The 22,799-nt window shown below is 33.3% G+C and carries 19 protein-coding genes; 5 read left to right on the forward strand and 14 right to left on the reverse strand.

What is annotated here, in order from left to right; translation table 11 throughout:
• Positions 1-71: 71 nt before the first annotated feature.
• From H8B04_RS09400 to H8B04_RS17270, 5 genes are all read right to left on the reverse strand, one after another.
• Entirely contained in the window at positions 72-1,256 is a 1,185-nt protein-coding gene (locus H8B04_RS09400) for a hypothetical protein (protein ID WP_190302192.1), read from the reverse strand.
• 157 nt (positions 1,257-1,413) lie between these two features.
• Positions 1,414-2,142: a LytR/AlgR family response regulator transcription factor gene (locus H8B04_RS09405; protein WP_190302193.1), complete on the reverse strand. Its 729-nt coding sequence runs from the start codon at positions 2,140-2,142 to the stop codon at positions 1,414-1,416.
• On the reverse strand, positions 2,135-3,148 hold the full coding sequence (locus tag H8B04_RS09410; protein WP_190302194.1) for a histidine kinase: 1,014 nt from the start codon (positions 3,146-3,148) through the stop codon (positions 2,135-2,137). Before H8B04_RS09410 ends, H8B04_RS09405 begins: the two co-directional genes overlap by 8 nt.
• 40 nt (positions 3,149-3,188) lie before the next feature.
• Positions 3,189-4,085 carry a hypothetical protein gene (locus tag H8B04_RS09415; RefSeq protein ID WP_190302195.1) on the reverse strand — a complete coding sequence of 299 codons (897 nt, stop codon included), beginning with the start codon at positions 4,083-4,085 and terminating at the stop codon, positions 3,189-3,191.
• Between the two features lie 81 nt (positions 4,086-4,166).
• On the reverse strand, positions 4,167-4,301 hold the full coding sequence (locus H8B04_RS17270) for a hypothetical protein (protein ID WP_262886430.1): 135 nt from the start codon (positions 4,299-4,301) through the stop codon (positions 4,167-4,169).
• 294 nt (positions 4,302-4,595) lie between these two features.
• On the opposite strand from H8B04_RS17270, the gene H8B04_RS09420 reads away from it, so the two are divergent.
• The 3 genes from H8B04_RS09420 (at position 4,596) to H8B04_RS09430 (ending at position 6,326) form a co-directional block, all read left to right on the forward strand.
• Entirely contained in the window at positions 4,596-5,174 is a 579-nt protein-coding gene (locus H8B04_RS09420) for a Crp/Fnr family transcriptional regulator (protein WP_190302196.1), read from the forward strand.
• Positions 5,175-5,360: 186 nt separating this feature from the next.
• Entirely contained in the window at positions 5,361-5,801 is a 441-nt protein-coding gene (locus H8B04_RS09425) for a MauE/DoxX family redox-associated membrane protein (protein WP_190302197.1), read from the forward strand.
• Between the two features lie 213 nt (positions 5,802-6,014).
• On the forward strand, positions 6,015-6,326 hold the full coding sequence (locus tag H8B04_RS09430) for a hypothetical protein (RefSeq protein ID WP_190302198.1): 312 nt from the start codon (positions 6,015-6,017) through the stop codon (positions 6,324-6,326).
• A 39-nt stretch (positions 6,327-6,365) separates the two neighbouring features.
• Here the strand turns inward: H8B04_RS09430 and H8B04_RS09435 are convergent, their stop codons facing one another.
• From H8B04_RS09435 to H8B04_RS09450, 4 genes are read right to left on the reverse strand one after another with little or no spacing between them, the layout of a single operon-like run.
• Positions 6,366-7,757 carry a RagB/SusD family nutrient uptake outer membrane protein gene (locus H8B04_RS09435; protein WP_190302199.1) on the reverse strand — a complete coding sequence of 464 codons (1,392 nt, stop codon included), beginning with the start codon at positions 7,755-7,757 and terminating at the stop codon, positions 6,366-6,368.
• A 2-nt stretch (positions 7,758-7,759) separates the two neighbouring features.
• Positions 7,760-10,309, reverse strand: coding sequence for a TonB-dependent receptor domain-containing protein (locus tag H8B04_RS09440; protein WP_190302200.1), 2,550 nt, complete (start codon positions 10,307-10,309; stop codon positions 7,760-7,762).
• Positions 10,290-10,982, reverse strand: a complete 693-nt coding sequence (locus H8B04_RS09445) for a TonB-dependent receptor plug domain-containing protein (protein ID WP_190302201.1) — start codon at positions 10,980-10,982, stop codon at positions 10,290-10,292. Before H8B04_RS09445 ends, H8B04_RS09440 begins: the two co-directional genes overlap by 20 nt.
• An 8-nt stretch (positions 10,983-10,990) precedes the next feature.
• Positions 10,991-12,769 (reverse strand): TlpA family protein disulfide reductase, encoded by a 1,779-nt coding sequence (locus H8B04_RS09450; protein ID WP_190302202.1) that lies wholly within the window; start codon positions 12,767-12,769, stop codon positions 10,991-10,993.
• A 612-nt stretch (positions 12,770-13,381) separates the two neighbouring features.
• Between H8B04_RS09450 and H8B04_RS09455 the strand changes: the two genes are divergently transcribed.
• Positions 13,382-13,654 carry a helix-turn-helix domain-containing protein gene (locus tag H8B04_RS09455; protein WP_165290947.1) on the forward strand — a complete coding sequence of 91 codons (273 nt, stop codon included), beginning with the start codon at positions 13,382-13,384 and terminating at the stop codon, positions 13,652-13,654.
• Positions 13,655-13,966: 312 nt separating this feature from the next.
• Here the strand turns inward: H8B04_RS09455 and H8B04_RS09460 are convergent, their stop codons facing one another.
• The 5 genes from H8B04_RS09460 to H8B04_RS09480 all read right to left on the reverse strand — a co-directional run bounded on the left by H8B04_RS09460 (position 13,967) and on the right by H8B04_RS09480 (position 22,104).
• Positions 13,967-14,548 carry an RNA polymerase sigma factor gene (locus tag H8B04_RS09460; RefSeq protein ID WP_190302203.1) on the reverse strand — a complete coding sequence of 194 codons (582 nt, stop codon included), beginning with the start codon at positions 14,546-14,548 and terminating at the stop codon, positions 13,967-13,969.
• 173 nt (positions 14,549-14,721) lie between these two features.
• A complete protein-coding gene (locus H8B04_RS09465; RefSeq protein ID WP_190302204.1) occupies positions 14,722-15,555 on the reverse strand; it encodes a hypothetical protein in 834 nt (277 codons plus the stop codon).
• A gap of 15 nt (positions 15,556-15,570) precedes the next feature.
• Positions 15,571-17,262, reverse strand: a complete 1,692-nt coding sequence (locus H8B04_RS09470) for a RagB/SusD family nutrient uptake outer membrane protein (RefSeq protein WP_206366830.1) — start codon at positions 17,260-17,262, stop codon at positions 15,571-15,573.
• Positions 17,263-17,268: 6 nt separating this feature from the next.
• Positions 17,269-20,673, reverse strand: coding sequence for a SusC/RagA family TonB-linked outer membrane protein (locus H8B04_RS09475; protein WP_223815348.1), 3,405 nt, complete (start codon positions 20,671-20,673; stop codon positions 17,269-17,271).
• Between the two features lie 216 nt (positions 20,674-20,889).
• Positions 20,890-22,104, reverse strand: coding sequence for a FecR family protein (locus tag H8B04_RS09480; protein ID WP_190302205.1), 1,215 nt, complete (start codon positions 22,102-22,104; stop codon positions 20,890-20,892).
• Positions 22,105-22,686: 582 nt separating this feature from the next.
• On the opposite strand from H8B04_RS09480, the gene H8B04_RS17485 reads away from it, so the two are divergent.
• A partial coding sequence (locus tag H8B04_RS17485; protein ID WP_190302210.1) for a transposase occupies positions 22,687-22,799 on the forward strand: 113 nt, incomplete at its 3' end.

The raw sequence follows: 22,799 nt of genomic DNA on the forward strand, positions 1-22,799 counted from the left end.
TCTAGTAAATAGAATCCACCTTTTTGCTTTTTAAACAACATAAGGCATATGTTTATTAAATAATTACCATATCATTCTGTAAAACTTGAAGCATTATAATTTTTATTAATCCAATTCACCATTTCAATCAAATAGGCTTTCATTTTCCTTGCAGTAGAAAATTCGACTGTGGAAGACTTCTTTTGCAGACTTTCCGAGGATATAAAATTTACGCTGGGAGTTTTGAAATATTTAGCGAAAAAGGAAAATGTCTTCCCAACATTTTCCTTGGGAATTAAATTAACTTCCATTAAAAGTTTAATCAATAGTCCAAATTGGGCCACTGGTATATTAAACATAACTTTATCATTAGCTTCTAAAAGTTTCGCATCCATTATTTCAGTACGTCTAACATCCAGTTTTTGCTTAAGAGATTCTTTTTTGTCTTTAAAAAATAACAGGATCTGGTCAATAATAGTAGGAGAGTTTAAGTCCAAACAATTTTTTTGTAATGGTACTAAGCAATACAATTGCTCTTGAAAACTTATTATATTTTCTATTTGTTTGTGTAAACTAGAATCTTCAAGCATCTGTTGATTTGATTTATTGATATAATATTCCAAATACCTTTTACTATTAAATCCATATTGGAATAAAACCCATTCTAATGACTCAGTCGTTAATTCAGGAGCTTTTGAAAGTTTTTTAAGAAGGATATTAATATATCTTAACTCATTTCGAATTCGACTGTTACTTTGTAACACTGAAAAAAGGGAATCTTGAACCACTCTAATTAATTGGGGCTCCACATCCTTTAAACCTGGCGCATCTTTAAGAGATATTATTTGCTGCTTAAGCTTTGGCTTGATAGTATAATAGCTATAATTTGATAGTGGTATAATTTCTATCAATTTCTTATCGTATAATAAAAGCATATCTATTAGTTTATCAATAGACTCCAGAATTTTTATGTAATTTATCCTTGATTGAGAAATTCCTGGTTTATTATATTTTAAAGCATAATGCAGTGAAGCATATATTCTATTACTTAAGTCAATAAATTTTAAAAATTCAATTTGGGCATTTTTAAAATTAAAGACAATCAAATAAATAAAAATAGATTTCACATCTTTCATATTATCATTCAAGAATTCAAGACAATCCCGTTGGATTTTAAAAAGATTATTATGAAAATTTAGCTGACAAAATGCGTTTTCTATATTAACTATAAGCTGTGATAATATTTTAGAATTATTTACTGGAGTTGTTAAATTCATAATTTTAAGTTTAGAGATTATTTGCTGCATTTATAACATTATAGTAATAAATAGTATATTACTGTATGTAACACTATTCATACTGTTTTATAGGGGTGTATATTATGATGACCAGAATCTTATTAGTGATTTATTTTCTGACCTATTATTCGAAACTTTAATTAGAGTTGCTACTACCTTTGAACAGCCTTTTTACATTTTTTATAAATGTTCTTCCAATTGGAATTTTATGATCTAATTTTTTTAATTTGATTATAGAAAGATTAAATTCCTCTACATAATTTAAATTGATCAGATAGCTTTTATGTACACGAATGAAATATGCTGGTAATTGATTAATTAATGAATCCATGCTTATATTCCCTTGTTTAGTATTCCCATCATTAAAAAAGAAAGAAATTGTTTTATCTTCAATAGAAGCATATACCATATTTTCAACGTCTAATATAAAGTATGAACCATCTCTTTTACTAGTGGGTATAGATACTACTCTATTTAACCTTTCAGTATGATTATTCTTATATTCAAATTCTAATAAAGCTCTATCAATAGTTTTATTAAATATCTCTGGAGAAGTAATCTTTGGCAAATAGCCAGACTGAATTAAAGAAGTCTCGTAAGCAAAATGATTATGATTGGAACAAACAATTACAATGGGTTTCACCTTAAGAGCATTCACGAGTTCCACACCATTTAATCCTGGCATATCAATATCTAAAAATAAGATATCTACAGACTCTTTAAGAAGTCTATCTAATGCTTGTATAGGATCATTTTCAATCCATACACACACCAGTTCTGGCCTATCATTAACAAACAATTCTATAAACCTCATTTCAATTGGATTATCATCCACAAAAGCTACTGTATATTTTTTCTCAATCATTATTTTTTATTTTAATGTCAATTGAAAATATATTTTCCTCTTCTTTAAATACTACATTATAGTTTTTATTATATCGGAATATGCGTTTCTTGATTGCATATAATCCGAATTTAGTACTTGGCTTCTTTATTCTTTCGCGTGGATGAAATATGTTTGAGACACATATCTGTATTACATCAGGGTGATGTTGCACTTTGATATGGAAAGGTTCATCTTCACTCCAATCAGTATATTTATTTGCATTTTCTATAGCACTTAATACTAGCAATGAAGGTATTTTAATTGTACTACTAAATTGTCTATCTTGAAAAACTTTCACTTTTGAATCACCATAATTCCATTTTAAAATATTAAGAAAATTTTCAACCTGCTTCCATTCTTCTTGCAATGCTATCAATTGATCATTTTTATCGTCCTTATACAATATAAAAGCGATTATATCGGTTAATTTAATCAAGATTTGAAGTACAGCAGGCCCCTGACCAAAAATAGATTTGCAAAGAGCTGAAGTAAAAATACTCTTGAAAAAATGAGGATTCACTCGAGATAACATAATCCGGTATTCCAAATCATCAATAACGCTTTTATCATGAAATCTCCTTTTTCTAAAAAACTTATATGAAGAAACAGACAATGAAATTAATGAGACAGTGACACAACTCCTTGAAATATTCTTGTTGAATTGGATATTATCCGGCGCTACTTCATAGGAAAATAATATTATATTATATTCCGGAAGTTTACGATATATTATGTGATACAGTAAATCAGTAATATTATAAAATAGCAGCAATAATATAAATAAACATATAACTTTTACTCCTCTTGAGCCTGTTATGATACCATAAATTAGTTCTTCATTGATTATAAAATAAACTATAGTAATAATACTAACAATAAGCACATTATAAATATTAATGGCTAACTGATATATCAATAAATTAAAAAATAAAATGACTAAAAAAAAAGTTAAGGCTATAATAAAGTGAAATCTATAAGTGTTCATAAATATCACAACTTAAATTAAATATTATCAAATTAGTAAATCATGAACTATTTTTTTTCTTTATAACAAAAAAAATATAATTTTTTTTATCAAGCAAAAAATCCCGATTATCAATTTCAACTTTTACTAAACCATCATTTTTACTTGTCATTGCAGCAGATGGCAGTTTTAAACTTGCAAGATTTATAGCTCCTACAAGATGCAGGTATGACCAACACTCCCAATGTTCAATATTGTCTTTTATTCTTAATTCTAAAAGAGTAAATAAATGTTGAAGTGACCTATTAATATATTGATCTTTAGATTCCTCAGGTTTAGCGGTTATGGAAGATTTAAAATCCAATTTAATGTATTGTTCAATCTCCACATTAATAATTGGATATATAGGGGCAGAAAAATAATAAGATATTAAGGCTATACCCTTTCTTACAAGAATTTTATTCGAAAAAAAATTTAAGGAAATAACTTCAGATCCATTAATCTTAGCTGATTTGGAACTAACAAAACCGTCGGCAAATATTAAAATATGCCTATTTGTTTTCAAACTTTCACGAATTTTAAGAATTACAGTTCTATCTTCTGCCTCTAAAAAATTTGGTATTAAATTCCGTGGTAAATCCTTAGACAAGGTTCTAAAGAAATTTTCAAATTTATTTTTAATGTGCTTTGACACTAAAACATCAAAACAAATTTTTTTCTTAGCTAGGTATTCTATTACTTGCAAATGATAGCCTAAATGAAATAATACAATGATACCTGGTTTATAATTTTGGAAAGAATTTATCAAAGAAGATCTTATTTCTTTATTGAGCTTAGGGCCATGGTATTTCTTCCAATTTTGATATATTTCTGAATGACTTTCTAGTGCAATATCTGGAACAAAGTAATGTAAATTTGCACTAAACAATGCTTGCTTCAAATCTTCTAGAGCATACATAATATCTATTATTAATTGTAATAATATTAACCACCTTAATTAATTTTTCATTGATTAAGGTGGTAAAAAGAAATTATTAACCTATAAGAACCATATAGGACATTTGTCAGCTGGATCAGTTTCAACAGGGTTACCTAATAATGGTAAAATTTCTGAAAAATCAATTTTATTAATTTCAAAATCTAATGGTGATACTAAAGCACTTATGTTTTTCATAATTAAAAAAGTTTAATATTTCGCGTGTTCAAACATTGCAGAGTTGAACATCTCAGACTCTTGTCGACAGAGATTATTGGTACCAATAACACAAAATTCCAAACAGAAAATTACATATGGTGAAAATATTCGTAAAGGGTTAATTTGAGCCGTAAATCACATAATTTAAGAACAGATGCAGTTTACGCCACATCTTTAAATTTTTATTGTTATTGGCGCTTGCATATGGTAATACACACTTTTATTTTGGTTGTATTTCGATAATACCTGATTATTGCTTGAAAAAGAATTTTGATGAATCGACTTTTTGATTATTTTAAATCATATAGCAATATTTCACCAGAATTGATTGCCTTTTTAACAACCTATGGGAAAATTAAGGAGTATAATAAAGATTACTACTATCTCTTAGCTAAAGAAAAAAAGGAAAAATTCTTGTTCATATTAGAAGGATTAGTAGCTATAATTACCTATCAAGACAAAAAAGAAAATATCGAGAGAGTATATTGCGATAAATTCTATTTCACAGGTACAAAACATGTATTTTCAAACTCATGTGAAAATTTTTCGATTAAGTTCTTAAGAAGAACACATGTATATGAAATATCCAATCAAAATTTCATTACAGCTATAAATCATTTTCCTGAATTAAAGGACATATATCTAATAATTAAGGAACATGAAATTCAACATAATAGAAATACTATAAGTATTTTGAATTCCCCTCCTTTGCACCGTTTATTGCAATTATCGATAAAACAACCAATACTAAATAATATATTAACCGTTAACGAAAAAGTATCTTACCTTAATTTCACCTCATTACGGCAATATTACACTGCCTTGAATTATTATTTAAAATATCATAGCTAAGTTTGAATTCTCCTTTATTGGAAATCAAATAGTAATAAAATCGTTTGAATATTGAGAAGACTATTTATAAAATAGTCTTTTTTTTAAATTAATTTATTTCCTCTTAGAATATTTTTTCAGATCAAATAGTCCTTAATTTAGCTTACAAGCTTAATGATTCTTATTCCTCAATTAATCTGTAAGGCTATGAAAACATTTAATAACATTTACTTCCTTACTTTAATATTATTATTAATTCTCTGGATACCAGTATCTATAAGTAAAATTTTTGATTTTGAAAATTTCAGAATAAGTATATTAAATCAACCATTCAATAAGAATATTGCCCATATTGTCATTTATACTCTTCCTAGCTTAGAAATTTTTGTAGTTGTACTATTATTAATTAAAAGAACTCGTTTAATAGGACTACTATTATCAGGATTCCTGCTAAGTATTTTTACAGGTTATATTGGTCTTGCGCTACTAGATACTTGGAAGAAAATGCCTTGCGGTTGTGGACTTATCATATCAACTTTAAACTGGAAAGAGCATTTTTTGATCAACATATTTTTTCTATGTATAAATATTTTCAGTCTAATTCACGGATATAATACAAGAAAATTTCCAACATCCTCAATAACTTAAAAACTGAATTTGAAAGCCAAACTTTGATTTCAGATAATTAAGGTAAGGGGCAGAGCCAGCCAAAGTGCTTATAAACAGCTAATTTTCTATAGTACTAATCTATAAAAATTTTAAGCTGGAAATTAAATAATAAGGACCAATAATTACTTATCGGTCCCATTCATCAATTAAAACTAATTCCTTAAAAGGAAAATGTTTCAACAAATTAAAGTTATGAAAAAAAGCAAATCTTTTGCATTACCAATGGTAGCCATGGTAATTGCAGCATTTAGCATCTCATTGATGTCTTTTAAATCATCAAATAACCAATCTTATGACTGGTATAATGTTTCATTTAATCCTTCTACATCTCAGCATGATGTTGGCAGTTCAACTACAGCTCCTGGACCATCCGATGATTGTAATATTGGATTAACTGGTGATATGTGTAAAATTGCAGTTCCACAAGGCGTAACTCCTCCTTCTCAAGTAGAAAATGATCCTGATGAATTAATTAAACAACAAGCTTTTCAAAGAGAAGAATAATTTTCTCACATAAAGGTTAGGGCGATTTGCCCTAACTCTTTATCTTACGACTTGTTTATAACCATTTAGTATAACTTCATCATCTGGTAATGGATAAATATACTTTTGACTTTTTGGAAGAAGTTTATACGAAATTCCTTCAATCTTTCGGGTTATTGTTGTTTCAAATTCAGGCTCAAGATTAAGCCTTCTTAAATCCTGCCACCTCACACCCTTAAATACTAATTCCTTTTTCCGCTCCTGGAGGATAAAATTTAATAATGCGGACTTTTCAAGAGAACTTATATCTTTAATAGTGCTATTTGCGTAACGATTGCTTAAAAATACATTCATAATTTCTTTAGCTCTTATTATATCATTTTCTCTTACGCTACTCTCAGCTAAAATTAAATATACTTCCGAAAGGGTAACAAATCCATGGAGATCTACGTTCCCATTATAGGAACCTCTAAAGGTGGTATCCACGCCATTAGTACTTGTAAAAAATCTAGCTTTGCGAAGGTCATTCACTTCATAGCTCCTAAGAAGTACTGAATCAACTATCAATCTGCTCTGTGCAATAACACTGTTATAAAACATTACATCATATAACAGTACCTCGGGATTTGTAGACCCGAAAATGTCAAAAGTGTACTCTTTCACGGGTTTTACAGGAACCTGATTAAAATCTAATAATTGGGATTGCATTGTTAAGACCTTTTGTGCATACTCCTTAGCTTTGACATACTCCTGCATTTGTAAGTAAATCCTACTTAATAGTGCTCTTAAAGCGATTTTCGATGGCCTAGACTTAAAATAGACACCAAATATTATTGGCTTTTCCTCTTTTAATAAATTTTCCGCCTCCAAAAGATTCACTACAATCTGATTATATGTCTGTAGCAAGGTTGACTGCCCTACTTTCTGATCAATATCAGATTCAAGGCGTAAGGGAAGACCTATGCGGCCCTCTAAATTTTGCTTATCATAGACAGCGCAAAAAAACTGGGCCAGCTGATAAAAACTATAGCTACGCCAGAATAGAGCCTGACCTCTAACATCGTTATAACCCTGGATATCATGTATATCATTCTTATTACGTTCCAATCCCTCCAATACGATGTTGCAATATAGTATCTTCTCATACATCCTATTCCAAATATCGCTCTGACTTCCCTGAAAAATATCTGCCTGCCAGTTATAGGCATTTTTTACCCAGGGGGAGCTAAGAGCATTCCAAGTCTCATCTTTAAGATAAAAATCTCCAGCTCCGATTTCTCCTAGCAGATAGGCTGAATTAAGGTTTATCACAGCCGAGTTATCCATTAAGGCTTGAAAATCCTCCAGGCTTTGAGGTACCACATTTTTCATATCGCGCTTAAGTGATAAAAAATCTTTAGTACAACTCACTAAAAACACTATGCCTACTATTAATAATAATAATTTTTTCATGTTTAAAAGGTTAATTGTAAAGTAAATGAATAAGTCCTCTGCGGAGGATATAACGAATACGCGTAAGATGGATCTACATTTATATTAGCCTTCTTCCACAGTATTCCAAGATCACGAGCGTTAAGCATCACACTCAGTGATTCCATTCCCAAACGCTGGTTAAACTTTGTATCTCGGAGCCTATATCCTATATTTATATCATGTAGGCGGATATGTGAGGCGGATTGGTAATGTATCTGAGAGCTCTGATAGATCAAATCGCGGTTAGCAATGATAGAAGAAGGTAACGATGGCACTGATGATTTCATCTCATCACCGGCCTGTTGCCATCGTTCTTGAAACTCCTGATGACCTTTAGCATTATTCAAGAGATCTTGATAGTTCAGCGAACTTTTCTTAAATACATGACCTGCGCTCATAAGGATATTGAAGCTCAACTGAAAAGCTTTATAAGTAAGGGTATTGCGCATTGAACCGCTATAAGGAGCTACTGAAACTCCTACACGTATTAGATCATCAGGTGTTAAGCTGTTCAGATATCCTGTATAATCTTTATTTAATCCACCATCTTTACCTACTACTAGTGGTGAGCCGTCATCTGATGAGAGACCCTGCCAGGGTAATGCATAAAGCTGATCAAGAGATTCCCCAACGACAGCATTCGTATTTACTCCTAAAAAATTTGTAATAATTGGTTTACTCTCTAGCATATAATCTGTTACTTTATTTTTTGTGTAATTAAAGATCCAATCGGTCTGCCATCCCACCTTTCCCTGCGTATTAATTGTTTTCAAATCTAGGTCAACACCTCTAGTATTTATGGATGCATAATTGAGCCTATTGGTCATATTATACACCACTCCATTCTTATATATTCCAGTTGATCCAGCAACAATGTTATTCCCTATAAGATCACTTGCTATCTTTCTATACCATTCTACACTTCCAGATACTCTGCCCCTGAAAATGCTAAAATCTACAGCAGCATTCAAATTCGAAACCTTCTCCCAACGTAATAAGGGGTTGCCTATATTTTGAAGTTTACCGCTATGCTGCTGGGTATATGTATCTACCATGTAGCTTACAATAGGATAAACACTCTCCCTTTGGTTTACATTACCATTATACCCATAACTTAATCGAAAGCGTAAACGGTCCATCCATTTAGCGTTAAAAAATTCCTCCTCACTTACAAGCCAAGCACTACCAAGAGACCAAAGTGGAACACCCCGTTGATTAGCTTTTACCCCAAACAGATTCGATCCATCCCATCTGGTACTGGCAGAAAGCGTATATTTCTTTGTATAACTATAGGAAACATTGCTATAATAGGACAGAAAACGGTCTGTTACATCACTGAAGTTGCTTCCAGCTTGAGGTACACGCTGGCTGTTACGAGGACGCGCAGGATAAAGTTTGCTATAATCAAAGAGCGTGGTTCCGGTTATCGTATTTTTATCGTAACCATATACTCTATATCCTGGTGTAGATTGCTGATTTACTTGTCTTATTTCTGCTCCTGCAATTCCATTAAGAGTATGGTTACCCCATTCCCTATTATAATCCGCTTGAATTCGTCCCTGATGCCAATGGCTACTGCCCACTGACCCCTCACGTATACCTCCGAGAGGTATTATCCTACTCATATCACTTTGGGTAAATGTATTAACCAAATCTCTAACAAAATATGAATCCGGACTATAGTAGTTTTCCCTTTCGCTTACACTTGTCTGATATTGATATTTAAAACCTAGGCGTAAACCTTGTAATATTTTTAGATTAGCTCCTGTATGTATACGTATTGTATTGCTTCCCCCTGAAATATCATTAATACCTATTTCATCTAAAGGACGAAAACTCCAATCAAGTAATCCCAGTTCCGGTGCACTTTCTATATATGCACTTCTATATTTTCTGGGAACAGCAAGTGCAGTACCATTTTCATCCTTTAGCCTTAGATACGGATATGGAAACTGTGAAGAATAGCTTTCCATAGGAACAATATCACTTATTCCTAAACCATTACTAGAGGTTCCGTCCTTTGTATAGTTTACCGATGCATGTAATTCTAGCCACTTAGATGGCTGATAAGTATCATTCAAACTCAAGGTCAACCGAGAATACCCATTACCTCGTATATGAGATCGGTTATCGTCATAGCCCGACGAAAAGTAATAGGTGTGGCCAGTGGAACCTCCACTTATGTTTACCTGCATCTGCCGGTTCAATCCCAATTGATACAGATTATCAAGAGCCTCTTTACGTATATCCTGCTTTTGAAGGATATCGAGCCTCTGCTGAAGATCTTCGGAACTAAGCTTACCATCCCGATGCTGAATAAGGAGCTCCACACCAGGGCTTAGCAGAGTCCAATTATTCTCAACCATCATCTTTTTATCAAAGCGGAATTTCTCTACCTCAAGCGTACTTTCAGCATTTAGAAAATCTGGATTATAGAAAAGATCAGGTCGCACTGTACCAAGCACACTCCCTAAAGCGTTAATGCTAAGTTTCTTATCCGCTTTACCTCTCTTAGTGCGGATTACAATCACTCCATTGCCCGCTCGTGCCCCCCCATATAGAGGCTGCAGCTGCGTCTTTTAGTATTGTAATATCCTCCACATCATTCGGATTGATACTCGATATATCGCCATCAAAAGGAAATTCATCGACAATAATTAGAGGATTGGAATTCGACTGTATAGTTGCTAGTCCTCTCACGCGTAGTGAGGCCTGCTTACTACCTTCTTTATTAGCTGTACCTCGTATGAAATTAATACCATTCGTTACTCCTTCGAGCCTATCCAAAATATTTATACTCGGCTCCCTTTGAAGTAACTTATTTCCAATGTGTGAAAAACTTCCCGTAGAACGTTCTTTTGGAATATTGTAATATCCCGTGCTGACTACTACTTCATCAATTTGGTGGTGTAGCTCCTGTAGCTCTATTTTAAGTGTATCTTGTGGGGATATTACTCCAAACCACTTCAAATCAGAATAACCTGGCGCACTAAAAATAAGTGTATCATTTAAATTATGATCTACTTTAAATTGACCATCCCCATTAGTATAGTGTATTGTTAATGCTTTTGAATCATGTATTTTTACTCCTTTAAGTGCCTCAGTACCTCCTTTAGCACTAACTTTTCCTTTAATTGTAATTTGCTGGCTAAACCCAGTAAGTGTCAATAACACTACTGCTATTACTAATATATATCTGTACATTTTTTTTCTCATTTTTCTTGATGCATTAGTTCTTGGGTTTTATCTTTTAAAACAATCATCTCTAAAGGGATTTCCCTCAAGACAATTTCAAGACCATATCTTTTAAGGGCTCCATTGAGCTGATCGATACTTTCTATTCGTTTGATTTCTAATAGTAAATCTATCTTGTGCTTTATCCCAGTTTCATCTGTTACTGGATAAGGGTCACCTTTTTTATCCAAAACATTGGAAACTGAGGACAGCAATGCTCTCATATATTGATTTTTTAATATAATCTTACCATCAGTTACTTCAAATGATGGTCTGCCTCCTACGGTAGTAATGTCCTTATAGGTTTCTGTTTTTTGAAGTACATAGGCACGTGTAACTCTATTTTCTATTTTAACCTCTATACTCTTCTCTAGTAGCATAAAATTTCTTAAATCTGATTTCATGATTTCTAAGGCATCACGCTGAGGAATTTTCCGTGGTAGTATAAGATTATAGCAGTAAAGGTTACTGTCCATCCAATTGTGGTAAGCAACATCATCCTGATAGTCACCGCTGGAGCGTTTTAAGTTTCGGGCAGTAATAGTGTTCTTCAAAGAATCAGAACATTCAAAAACTATCCGATTTTCCTTTCTAAGTGCTAAGGGAAGATCATATAAAAAGCTTCTAGTAAGCATCATGGCAAGCGTTACATTATACATCAGTACATTATTGGCCCCTCTATCAAAAGAAATACCCCCAATATCTGCTTGTATCCTTTTCATAAATAAAGAGCGGTAAAGAAGCCGCTCTGTAGTTCCTCCATTACCACCAATCAGCATAGGCTTCTGTAAATCCACGTTTACATAATCAATCTTATTTCTGAGTTGAACATTACCAGTCGAGGTAAGCTCTGTAAGGTTTTCACCTGTAGTATTTATACCATCTGTGATTGCAAATATCCTATCACCCATTATCCAAACCTGATGAGGAAGGCTTCGGTAAGGAAAATATTTGGATAGATCAGAGTCATCATAACCCGAGAGAAGACTTATTCCTTTAGCATTAAGAAATGTTTTGACCTTTTCTGCATTTTCATTAGAGACTGGAAGAATCTGCACATCTTTAGAATATATATGTTGCAACGAATCCAATTTGTATAAGGATTTGATGCACGGACCACACCAGGTAGCCCAAAAATCAAGAATAAGCAATTTTTTATTTCTAAAATACTTAAGCGTTATCTCTGCCGATTGACTATTTACTACCTTGATTGGCAGATCCCATAGCTGCTGAGGAATTGTATCACCTATTTTAAGTGCCTGTGGAGTATACGTTTGCTTAGGTTGGGAATAAATGGGCAAACTCAGAAAGAATAATATTAACAGCATGACTAAACCAAGAAGCATATCATGGGCAAATGGAAATTTTCCTTTGGAAAACTTTAGCAATTCTCTCTTAGACTTTATCTCCTCAGCTAACTTTATACCTTGATTGCGATTTGCAAGGGAAAGCTGATGTTCATAGATTTTATTCGAAAGGTACTGACCATAGGAGTCCTGTTCATCCTGTTGTTGTTCCTTTTTCCTTTTGTCAGATTTTTTGGAAAATAAAATCCCAGAAATAATAGAAATTTTAGATTTCTTAATAGCACTCGAGCTTCTCGTTTTAGAATTTCCTTTAGAAGAATTCGTGATATTATTATCTTTTGGGCCCCTAATAGAAAAAATGAATATCAGTATATCAGCAAGAAATTTTATTAGGTATAAATACAGTCGTGTTAAGGACATACGAAGTCCTGGCTTGTAAAAATTCTTCATTTTTCAAGTATTATAAGTAAGTAAAAGTTAACTTATTATATAAATGACAATATCTAGCAGGTATCTTATAAAGCCTGAGGTACCGCCTAATTATATAAGCATGCTAACATTAAAAAAGAAAATTGATTGCCGAATAAGTGGTTTGTATAATTGGTCAATAGCTTTTTTACTACTTGAAACAAGTAGAAATTCAAACACAAACTCGGTAAATAAAGACAGAATATGTCTTAAGGAGGATCCAGAACTATTCCGGAGCTGAGATAATTAATTTGTAAAGTTGCTTTTTCATAACTCGCCCTTATTTATAAATGGAGAGTCTCAGAAGGGGATAAAAAACTATAGCATGAGCTCATATCCACCGTACAGCTAGGTTCCGACGCCTTTCAGAAACGGATTTACGATAGTAGCCCATGCGTTATAGTGTGCATAAAAATACACAAAAATATTGCATGGGCATTAAAACTACCGTCTCGTTCTGAATCAAATTGTCGGAATTTGCTGTCGAGACCTTTTTAATGTCCACTATATACTTATATATCAAATATATAAAATTTAATAATTTATACCAAATTTGGAATAACATTTTTTGTTTTTATATTCTCTTTTTGTTTAATGGCGGAACAATACATTGACAGAGAGAATCTCCTTATTATTAGAGAAAAATTATGGCAAATTGCTAATCAAAAACATATTACCTTAGAGGATATAGTTGATAGAACAGGATTTAGCTATAGTCAAGTTTATAGAATAATTAGAGGCACCAATAATATTTCTGTTTCTGGATTATTAGAGGTGTGTAGAGCATTAGAGGTTCAACCAAAAGAAATATTTTCTTTCACATTAAATATACCAAACTATCTACCAACCAGAAAAAACAGAAAATAATACTTTCAATTTCCTTAAGTTGTCGTATTTATTATTTGTTGTATATCATAAGGTTTTGTTTTAATGGCCATTAGATATTATTTAGCTGTAGGCCATATAAAGCAAAGATTTTATTAATCCTCACTCTATTATTTTAACCACAGGGCAGATTATTCTTTATATAATATAAATGTATAATAGGAAGGAGTCAATATCTTATGCAGTGCCAAGTATTTCCTTCTAAACACTAACATGCCATTCTTTATTAATCCAGGAGTCAAATTCCTTCGGAATTTCAACAGATATAGGGGACAGCAATCTTATCCAATTAAATTAGAATAGATATAAAAATACTACTAGAGGGTAATATGAAATGTTTTTCTTTAGAAATAACTGTCGAAGGGTATTAACAGCTTTTGAACGAGCAAAATAAACAGTATTTGCAGTCGTTTGTAGTTCTTGACAAGCCTCAGTCGTAGTTTTCCCTTCTAAAACTGTAAGGCGAAAGATATCCGCTTGTTGCTTAGGTAACTTCTCTAATGCTTCTCCAAGTAAGGTTATTAGCTCAATATGAATTATCTTAGTTAAAATATCAGCATCCGGATTGGCTAAGATATTTTCTTCTTCAATTTGCTGATGAACATAACGCTCTCTAACAGCTTTTCCATGATCAAGGCAACTATTACGTACAACAATATATAGAAAACTTTTTAACTCTTCAATAGTATAAAAATCTGCACGATGCTTCCAAAGCTTAACAAAAGAATCAGAAATTATTTCTGGAATTGAGTCTTTATCACGTACTAGCTTATAGGCAAAAAAGTGAAGATTATGACTGTATAAGTCCATAAAATATGATAAAGCAGATTCCTTTCCTAACCTAAGGTTAGCCAAATTTTCTTCCGTTTTTAACATTGGTAGGATTTATAATGGTTATAATAAATATAGTGATAATCATATATTTAAGGAAATAATTTAACACTTACTCTATGCGTTAAATCATTTCCAAATCATAATTGATTAAATAATAATTTTTAAATTAATGGGTGCACTAAACGACTGTTAATACACCCATGATTTATTAAATATTATAATGATTTAAAAGCCCAGAAATAAGCAGTACCCCAAGCACCAGTTCCAGCAGGAGCGTAAGAAAGCATCATCTCACTACCTTTAAGAACTAGTATATCATATTCATATACTGGAATACCACCTTCGTCAGGTGATTTTCCGCACAACATTGTAACACCCTTTGTAGTAAGTTTACCTTTAGCCCATACTGATCCGTCATCCAAGAGAACTTGCTTGTTCATTTCAAATTTGTACGTACCCTTTTCAATATCACCGTTTGATTTAACCTTGTGTAGTTCAGCGTTTGCCAGATGAAATATCATTTTAGCCCCCACACCTTCATTTGCTGCTTGCCCCTCAATATCGGTTACCTGTAAAGTCCACCAAGCAGGTGCGACATTACCTTTATATCCTCCATTCCCCCACACAGCAGGCTTATCTGTATCCCAAACCCATGATTTTTCTGATCCTCCGGTCAAGTATCCCCATTCTAAAGGAACTTCAAATGTGAGCTCATCGATTTCTACTGTTAATGATTTACTTATTGATGTACCGTCTGGATTGCGCCCAGTGAATATTATTTCATTTTGCCCTGTTGCCACCATTAAAACTGTATCAGTCATCTTTTGAGACAAACCTACTCCGAAATTCCATGATGATAAGACTGGGCTATTGTTGACTAGAACAACTTTATTACTTTTTTTACCATTTACAACTAGGGGTGTAGCACTAATATTTAAATCCTCGGCAGTAATTGATGAACCTAAGTCCAACCGTTCTTCTAGTGGATCACAGCCTAGAACAAAAAGTGCGAGTAAACTAAAAAGGAAAAGTATTTTACGATTTTTCATGTTTCAAAATTTAAATTACCAACCAGTATATTCATGTGTAGGTTCGCCCCAACCCTTATTTTGTGTTAATACACCATTGGATAAGGCAATTTGAGAAGTTGGAATAGGCCAAAAGCCACCAGTAGCTTCATATCTTACTTTATATCCTCCTCCAAAACCTTTCATCTGCGTATCTATATTTTTATTTTTTATTGCAACACCTTCCTGACTTGCCAAAGCATTAGCAGCATCATGCCAACGCATTAGATCAAAATAGCGAAGTCCCTCAAAAGATAACTCCCATCGTCTCTCACGTTTAAGCGCTTGTAGGGAATAATTAATAGCAGGCAAATCAACTCTAGCACGAACTCGATTAAGATTGGTAGCTGTTTCACTTAACTCTGAATGCATCAATAATACATCAGCAAAGCGAATCAAAACTAAATCTTGCGTGTGCGCAAGTTGATAATCTGCTTGAGCTCCATCAGCAAGAATAGCATAAGATGGAATAAGAGCTCCATTATCATAAGCCGTAATAGCTATATATTTTTTTTGCCAAAATCCGGTTTCCTCCATCTGGCTATCAGCTCCATATATATATCCATCTAAATCAGTATCTGCATTAATAATTGACCCTTCACGACGTATATCATTTGGTTCAGCCGCTTTCCAATCATTCCACAGCTTAGTATTTACCGGACCTGCTCCCCATCCTTGTCCAAAAGGGAACGTGTTAGCTTGACCATTATTGGAGCGTAGGCTTGAATGTAGATTTAATTGATTAGTATAACCCAAAATATAGGTATTCCCCCAATCAGCTAGAGTTCCAAATTTAACAGCAAAGACTGTCTCTTTATGCCCTTCACCTTCATATTGTAAGTTATTATTCATGGAATAAGCATAATTTGGTTTTGTAAATTTATTAGAATATGGCCAAAGATTACGGAAGTCATCCACAAGACCATGACCGCTGTTACTAATACAATCTTCCAGCCATTGTATAACCTGAGCCTTTGTTATACTTCCTCCATCACTAAGTGGTAATTCCGATTTATTATAATAGCCCGTATAAAACAAAAATACGCGAGCGATCAAGGCTTGAGCAGCCCATTTTGTAGCATGCCCTGAAACTACAGTGTTGTATGGGGTATTAGGCATTATCTCAATGGCTGTTTTAAGATCTTGAGCAATAACTGCATAAGTTTCTTCGCTTGAGGCTTTTGGTACATTGCTTACAGTTGAAGATGTTACTAGTGGTACTTCCCCAAACATTTGAGATAATTCAAAATAATACAGCGCTCGTAAGAAATGCACTTCACCCAAAGTTTGATTATACTCATTCTCAGATGTCCAACCCGTAACCTGGTTTAAAGTTTCTAACGCCGTGTTTGCACGAAAAATACCTTGATATCGTGCCGTCCAAAAAGTTAAAAATCGATCAGGCTGTGTATTCATTAAATGATCAAGACCTTGCATATCACGGTCATTTTCACCCCCTCCTCCAAACCTGTCATCTGAAGCGAGTTCTGCCATATAAAAATGTGTATTCTGTACGTTTGAGATTGCAGCATTAAGGCTATTGTATATACCAGTAAGCATAGACTGTGCGTCAGCTACTGTAACTGGGAAATTACCAGTATTTTTTTTATCAAAACTTTCCGTATCTAAGAAGTTATCGCAAGAGGTTAGGCTTGCGGCAAATAACATAAATAAAAATGCTTTTTTCATGTCTCTTTAAAATTTAAGGTTTAGACCAAACATAACTGTTCGTGGTTGTGGGTAGAAACCCAAATCAATTCCAGATACCCATGAGGCATCATATCCATATCCAATTTCTGGATCCATTCCACTGTAATTGGTAAATGTTACTAAATTCTGTACGGTCGCATAAAATCTGGCCTGTGAAAAAGGAGCTTTATTCCACAAGCGTTTGATGTCGTAACCTAAAGTAATATTTTGGATTTTCACAAAATCCCCATCTTCAATATAAATATCTGATATATTCAAGGTATTTGGGTGTGCACCATTGGTAAGTCTAGGGTATCGATTACTAGTACCCTCACCATGCCAGCGTTGGAAAATCTCTGTTGTATAATTTTGTAATGGACTATCTGCGAATGAACGGTAAGATTTTGCTATTTGGTGCCCAAAAGATCCTATGGCAGTTAAATTTAAATCAAACCCTTTATAACCAAAATTGAAATTCATTCCCCCACTAAAATCAGGATGTGGGTTACCTATAATCGTTTTATCCAAATCGGTGATTTGTCCATCTCCATTGGTATCTACGAAAATTACATCTCCGGGTTGTGATGAGGGTAATACACCATGCCCCTGTTGCCTTAGCTCGTCAATTTGCTGTTGATTCTGAAAAATACCTGCTGTTTGGAAACCATAAAAATATCCTATTGGAAAATCAACTTGTGCCCTGTACATTTCATTTGTAGACTGACTTAACACATTAGGCTCACCATGAATTATACCTTCAGAATTAGCTATTCTTAATACTTTATTTTTATTGAATGCTCCATTAATTCCTACACCATAACTAAATTCTCCTGCATTATCAGACCAATTTAATCCAAACTCTACACCTTTATTTTCTACATCTCCACCGTTGATATACGGAGCACTTGTTCCATAAATTGCTAGTACAGGAGCCTGAACCAACCAGTCTTTGGTGGTTTTCTTATACCAATCGAATACTAGATTTAATTTGTTATTAACAAATCGTGAATCAAAACCAATGTTAATTTGTTCGGATGTTTCCCAAGTTATATCTGGGTTAGGTAATATATCTGGATAAGCTCCACGAATAAGTGTAGTTTTGTTATCGCCAAAATAATACCCATTTTGTTGATTAATAGCAATGGTTGCTAAATATTGAAAGGGGTTTATACTCGCATTACCATTTTGTCCCCATGATGCCCTCAATTTGAAGAAATCAATTGTGCTATTATCCTGAAGGAATGACTCATTAGAAATAATCCATCCAGCTGACGCCGATGGAAAATATCCCCAACGATTACCTCTAGCAAAATTAGATGATCCATCCGCACGTAAGGTAAAGGAAGCCATATAGGTTTCTTTAATATTATAGTTAGCACGACCAAAAAAAGATGATAATCTTCCGGCTGGCCACTGAATACCTCCTACTGCAGGAATGAAATTTTCATACCCTTGACCGTTACCTACAAATGCTTTATCCCATTGCCCTGGGAATGATGAATTTGATGTTGTTACGCTTAAATCTTCACCAAGACCACCCTTTTCTATCGATTGTCCAATCACTACATCCAGTTGATGCTCATTTATGGGTTGAAAACCATAACTAAGGGTATTTTCCAATACCCAGTTATATCCTAGGCTTTGATTTTGTGAAATATCATCTATAGGATTAGTAAGGGTAGTAGATAGCTGATATGTTGGGGTATATTGGCGATATGATGATGCACTCATACGATAGCCAAAATTGGTTCTCCATTTTAATCCTTCAATAGGCTGCACTTCTAGATAAGCGTTTGCCGAGAGACTGTGACTTTTTGAAAGATTTTGACCTCTTCTATAATACATTTCTGCGGCAGGATTTGCTGTAGCGCCATCAAATATCCAACCATCATTTACTTTATCCAATTGATCATAAAAATTTCCTTCATTATCGTAATTTGGTAATAACGGATTACCCACTAACATATTATGAACATCATTCCAATATATGTTACCAATACCTATCCCCGATCGACTGCTATAGGCATAATTTACATTTTCACCAAATTTGATTATGTCAAAATTTTCATTTTTATACAAGATATGTTCAGAGTTAATACGTGCGGTATGGCGCTGAAAATCTGGCTCGACCGGCACTCCCATTATACCTTCTCTATTAGATAATGAGTAACCAATTGAAAATTTGGATTGATCATTCCCTCCCATCATATTAAGAGATAAATTTTGTAAAAGGGCATTTTCATTACTAATTTCTTTCAACCAATTAGTTCCATTCCAGCTACCATCTTGAATTTCTTGATATTGCTTAGGAATAAGCGTAGCCCAGTCATAAGGTTCTGCCCCTTCATTGAATCTACGTTCATCCTGAATTATCATGTATTCTTTGGCAGTTAAAAGAGAAGGCAGTTTGTATGCATTTTGAAAACCTATATAATTGTCTAAATGCACTTGAGTTCGACCAGATTTACCTTGTTTTGTTGTAATAAGTACTACACCATTGGCAGCACGAGATCCATATATGGCTGCAGAAGCTGCATCTTTGAGAATATCAATACTTTCTATATCTGAAGGATTGAGCATATCAATGCTTCCACCAGGAATTCCATCTATTACATATAAAGGCGATGAGTTACCGATAGTACCTAATCCACGAATAGTAACTTTAAAACTTTCCCCAGGCATACCTGAATTCTGCGTTATCTGGACTCCTGGAGACTGACTTTGTAAACTTTCAAGAATACTAGGTGTGCTCAATTTAGTTAAATCCTCACCTTTCACTTGAATAGTAGAACCAGTTGTTAATTTCTTTTTAAGTGTTCCATAACCTACTACAACTACCTCTTCCATACTATCATTGGTTTGCACTAAGGTAATTTCTACAGTAGTTTGATTGGTGATATTCAATTCAGCATTTTCATATCCAAGGTATCGTACTTGAAGTCGTGCAGGTGAAGAATTTAATTCTATACTAAAATTACCCTGATTATCGGAAGTTACACCTATGGTAGTACCTAAAATTAAGACACTTGCACCAGCTATTGGAGTGCCTTGTTTGTCTATTATGCGTCCTTTTAATGTTCGTGTTTGATGACCGGTTTTTATATTATTTATCTTAACATCGCTTTTTAAAGTTTTAGATCTTTTTAAGATAAGCGTGCCCTCAACTATCTCCCAATCTATTGATTTGGGCGTTAACAGTTTATCTAGTGCTTTATCCAGAGGTGCGTTTATAATATCTGCACTTAGCATTGTCTTTGACAAATCTTTGCCATTGAGTAGAAAAGGAATACCCTGCTGTTGTTGGATGGATTGCATAACTTTAATAAGCGGGGTATTTTTCGCTCTTATCGTAATGTTTTGGGCATATCCATGGAAAGCCGATACCTGAAAGCAGCATAGTAAAATGAACATTACTGTCATCTTAAACGGTAGCAGCCAAGTTGATAAAGATTTGTAAAAACCTTTACACGTAAAATTCTGAGTAATAGGTGTCATCATGTTTAGTTATCAATTTCTGGTTAATTTTTGTTTAATATTTTTGCAATTCCATAACTGCTTTTTAGGGTTTTCTATATGTCTGAGTACTTGCAGAGAATAGTAATTTTGATAGTTTGTATCATAGGTACATTATTTTAAAACATATAAATGATGCTGATTAGCATGCTTCTTAATTTGGAATTTCACACCACTTCTTTCTAATAAGTTCAACACTTCACTCAGTTTTCTATTGCGGGCTATTTCCCCATAGAAGTGCATATCATCGCGGTTTTTAAGATCATGGATCTCAATATCATACCATCGGCTTATGTTACTTAGCACTTCAGCGAGTTCTGTTTCATTAAAGAGAAATTTATCTTTAGTCCAAGCTATATAGGTTGCTGCATCTACAACTTTCTTGTGAATAATTCCCGAAATATTACTCGCCTGTTCATTGGGTTTTAAGTTTATTTGCATTTTTCCACTAGAAACTGTAACCCCACCTTCCATAAGAGTGCAAATTGTTGATTCTTCGTCCGGATAAGCACGAATATTAAATTGAGTACCCGTAACATTGACCATCTGTTGATTAGTCTGTAAAATGAATGGAACTTTTTTTCCTCCTTGAAACTTTTTTGCTATATCAAAATATCCCTCACCTGATAGATGTACCTGACGAGAATTTGTAGGAAATGCCAATGGATAAGATAATGTAGACATTGCATTAAGTATTACTCGGCTTCCATCAGGTAAAATCACATTGTATGTACTGCCTTTTGGAACATGGATTGTAGCATTCAGTTTGGTGAGTTCTTTTTCATCAAGAGAAGTAATTTTTGTCCCATCAGTATAATTGATTTCTTGTCCAATCTTGACACCTAGTTTATCATTTCGAAGTATAACCTTCTGGCCATTTGATAATGTTAAAGTGGTTTTATTAATAGCCGGAGCTAAATCTAATTCACTTATCGTAAGGTTATATTCTTTAGTAGTGTCTTGATACACAAAAAATACACCTAGGAATACAAAAATTACAGCTGCTATGCTTATGGCAAATCGTAGGCTTCGAATAGAAAAACGATTTTGAAAAATATCATTTTTTGATGTATAATTTTCAGGATGCTGTATTCGCAATAAAGTTTGATTTTTAATTTGTTGAAGAGTCTGTTCATCCAACAATTGTCGAGCAGTTAACCATTCCTCATATTCTTTAATTATAGTATCACCCTGCAACAAATCTTCAACAAATTCTTTAAGGATAGGATCGAGTTGCATAAATTTTTCTAACCGCTCCTGATCAGCTGGAATAATCGATCCATCAATATACTTTTTTAGCAAAACTGCTAATTCCGAAGATGTTGACATATTGTTTATAATGGTTATACTGTATAAACGATAATTATAAAATAACCTTAGCAGAAAAATAATTTTTTTGGATTCACTTATTGAATGTTGGATATATTATACTGGTAAATAGTATAATTTAATACTATCATTATCTGGACATATGCCTCAATAATCTCTCGAATTTATTTTTCTTATTGACCCTCACCAACCTATAAAATAACAACAAAAACGATTTCTGTACTATTGAGTGAATTCTATGATTTTTTTGTATAAAACAGACGTTAAAGGTTCCCCGAAAAAAAAATACATTTTTAATAATCTTAAAATTGGGACTTCAAAGACGATATAATCAAAAGATATGCATGATATTTTCACCGCTAAATATCATTAAATTAATTGTGGGATATGATGAGATTTAAAGGATGAATGGCATATGAAGACAAAAACTACACTGAGAATTTCTTAGACTGTAACTGATTTTTTCTTCGCTTACTTTGTAATTGTGAACTACCCATTTGCTAAAGACAAATGGGCTTCGGGCTTCACAGACTTGTGCTTTGTTGCCAAAGTCTTATTTGAGTCTCCGCTTTTCTCTTAAACATTACTTCTAATTCAGATTTTGAAATTGAAGTGTTTGAATCTGATTTAGAACACATCCATTTTCTTATTCGTTATATCCCTCGTGTTTCAATTACTTCTATTGTTCGCAAGTT

The organism is Sphingobacterium litopenaei, assembly GCF_014692495.1.
GTDB classification, from domain to species: Bacteria; Bacteroidota; Bacteroidia; order Sphingobacteriales; family Sphingobacteriaceae; genus Sphingobacterium; species Sphingobacterium litopenaei.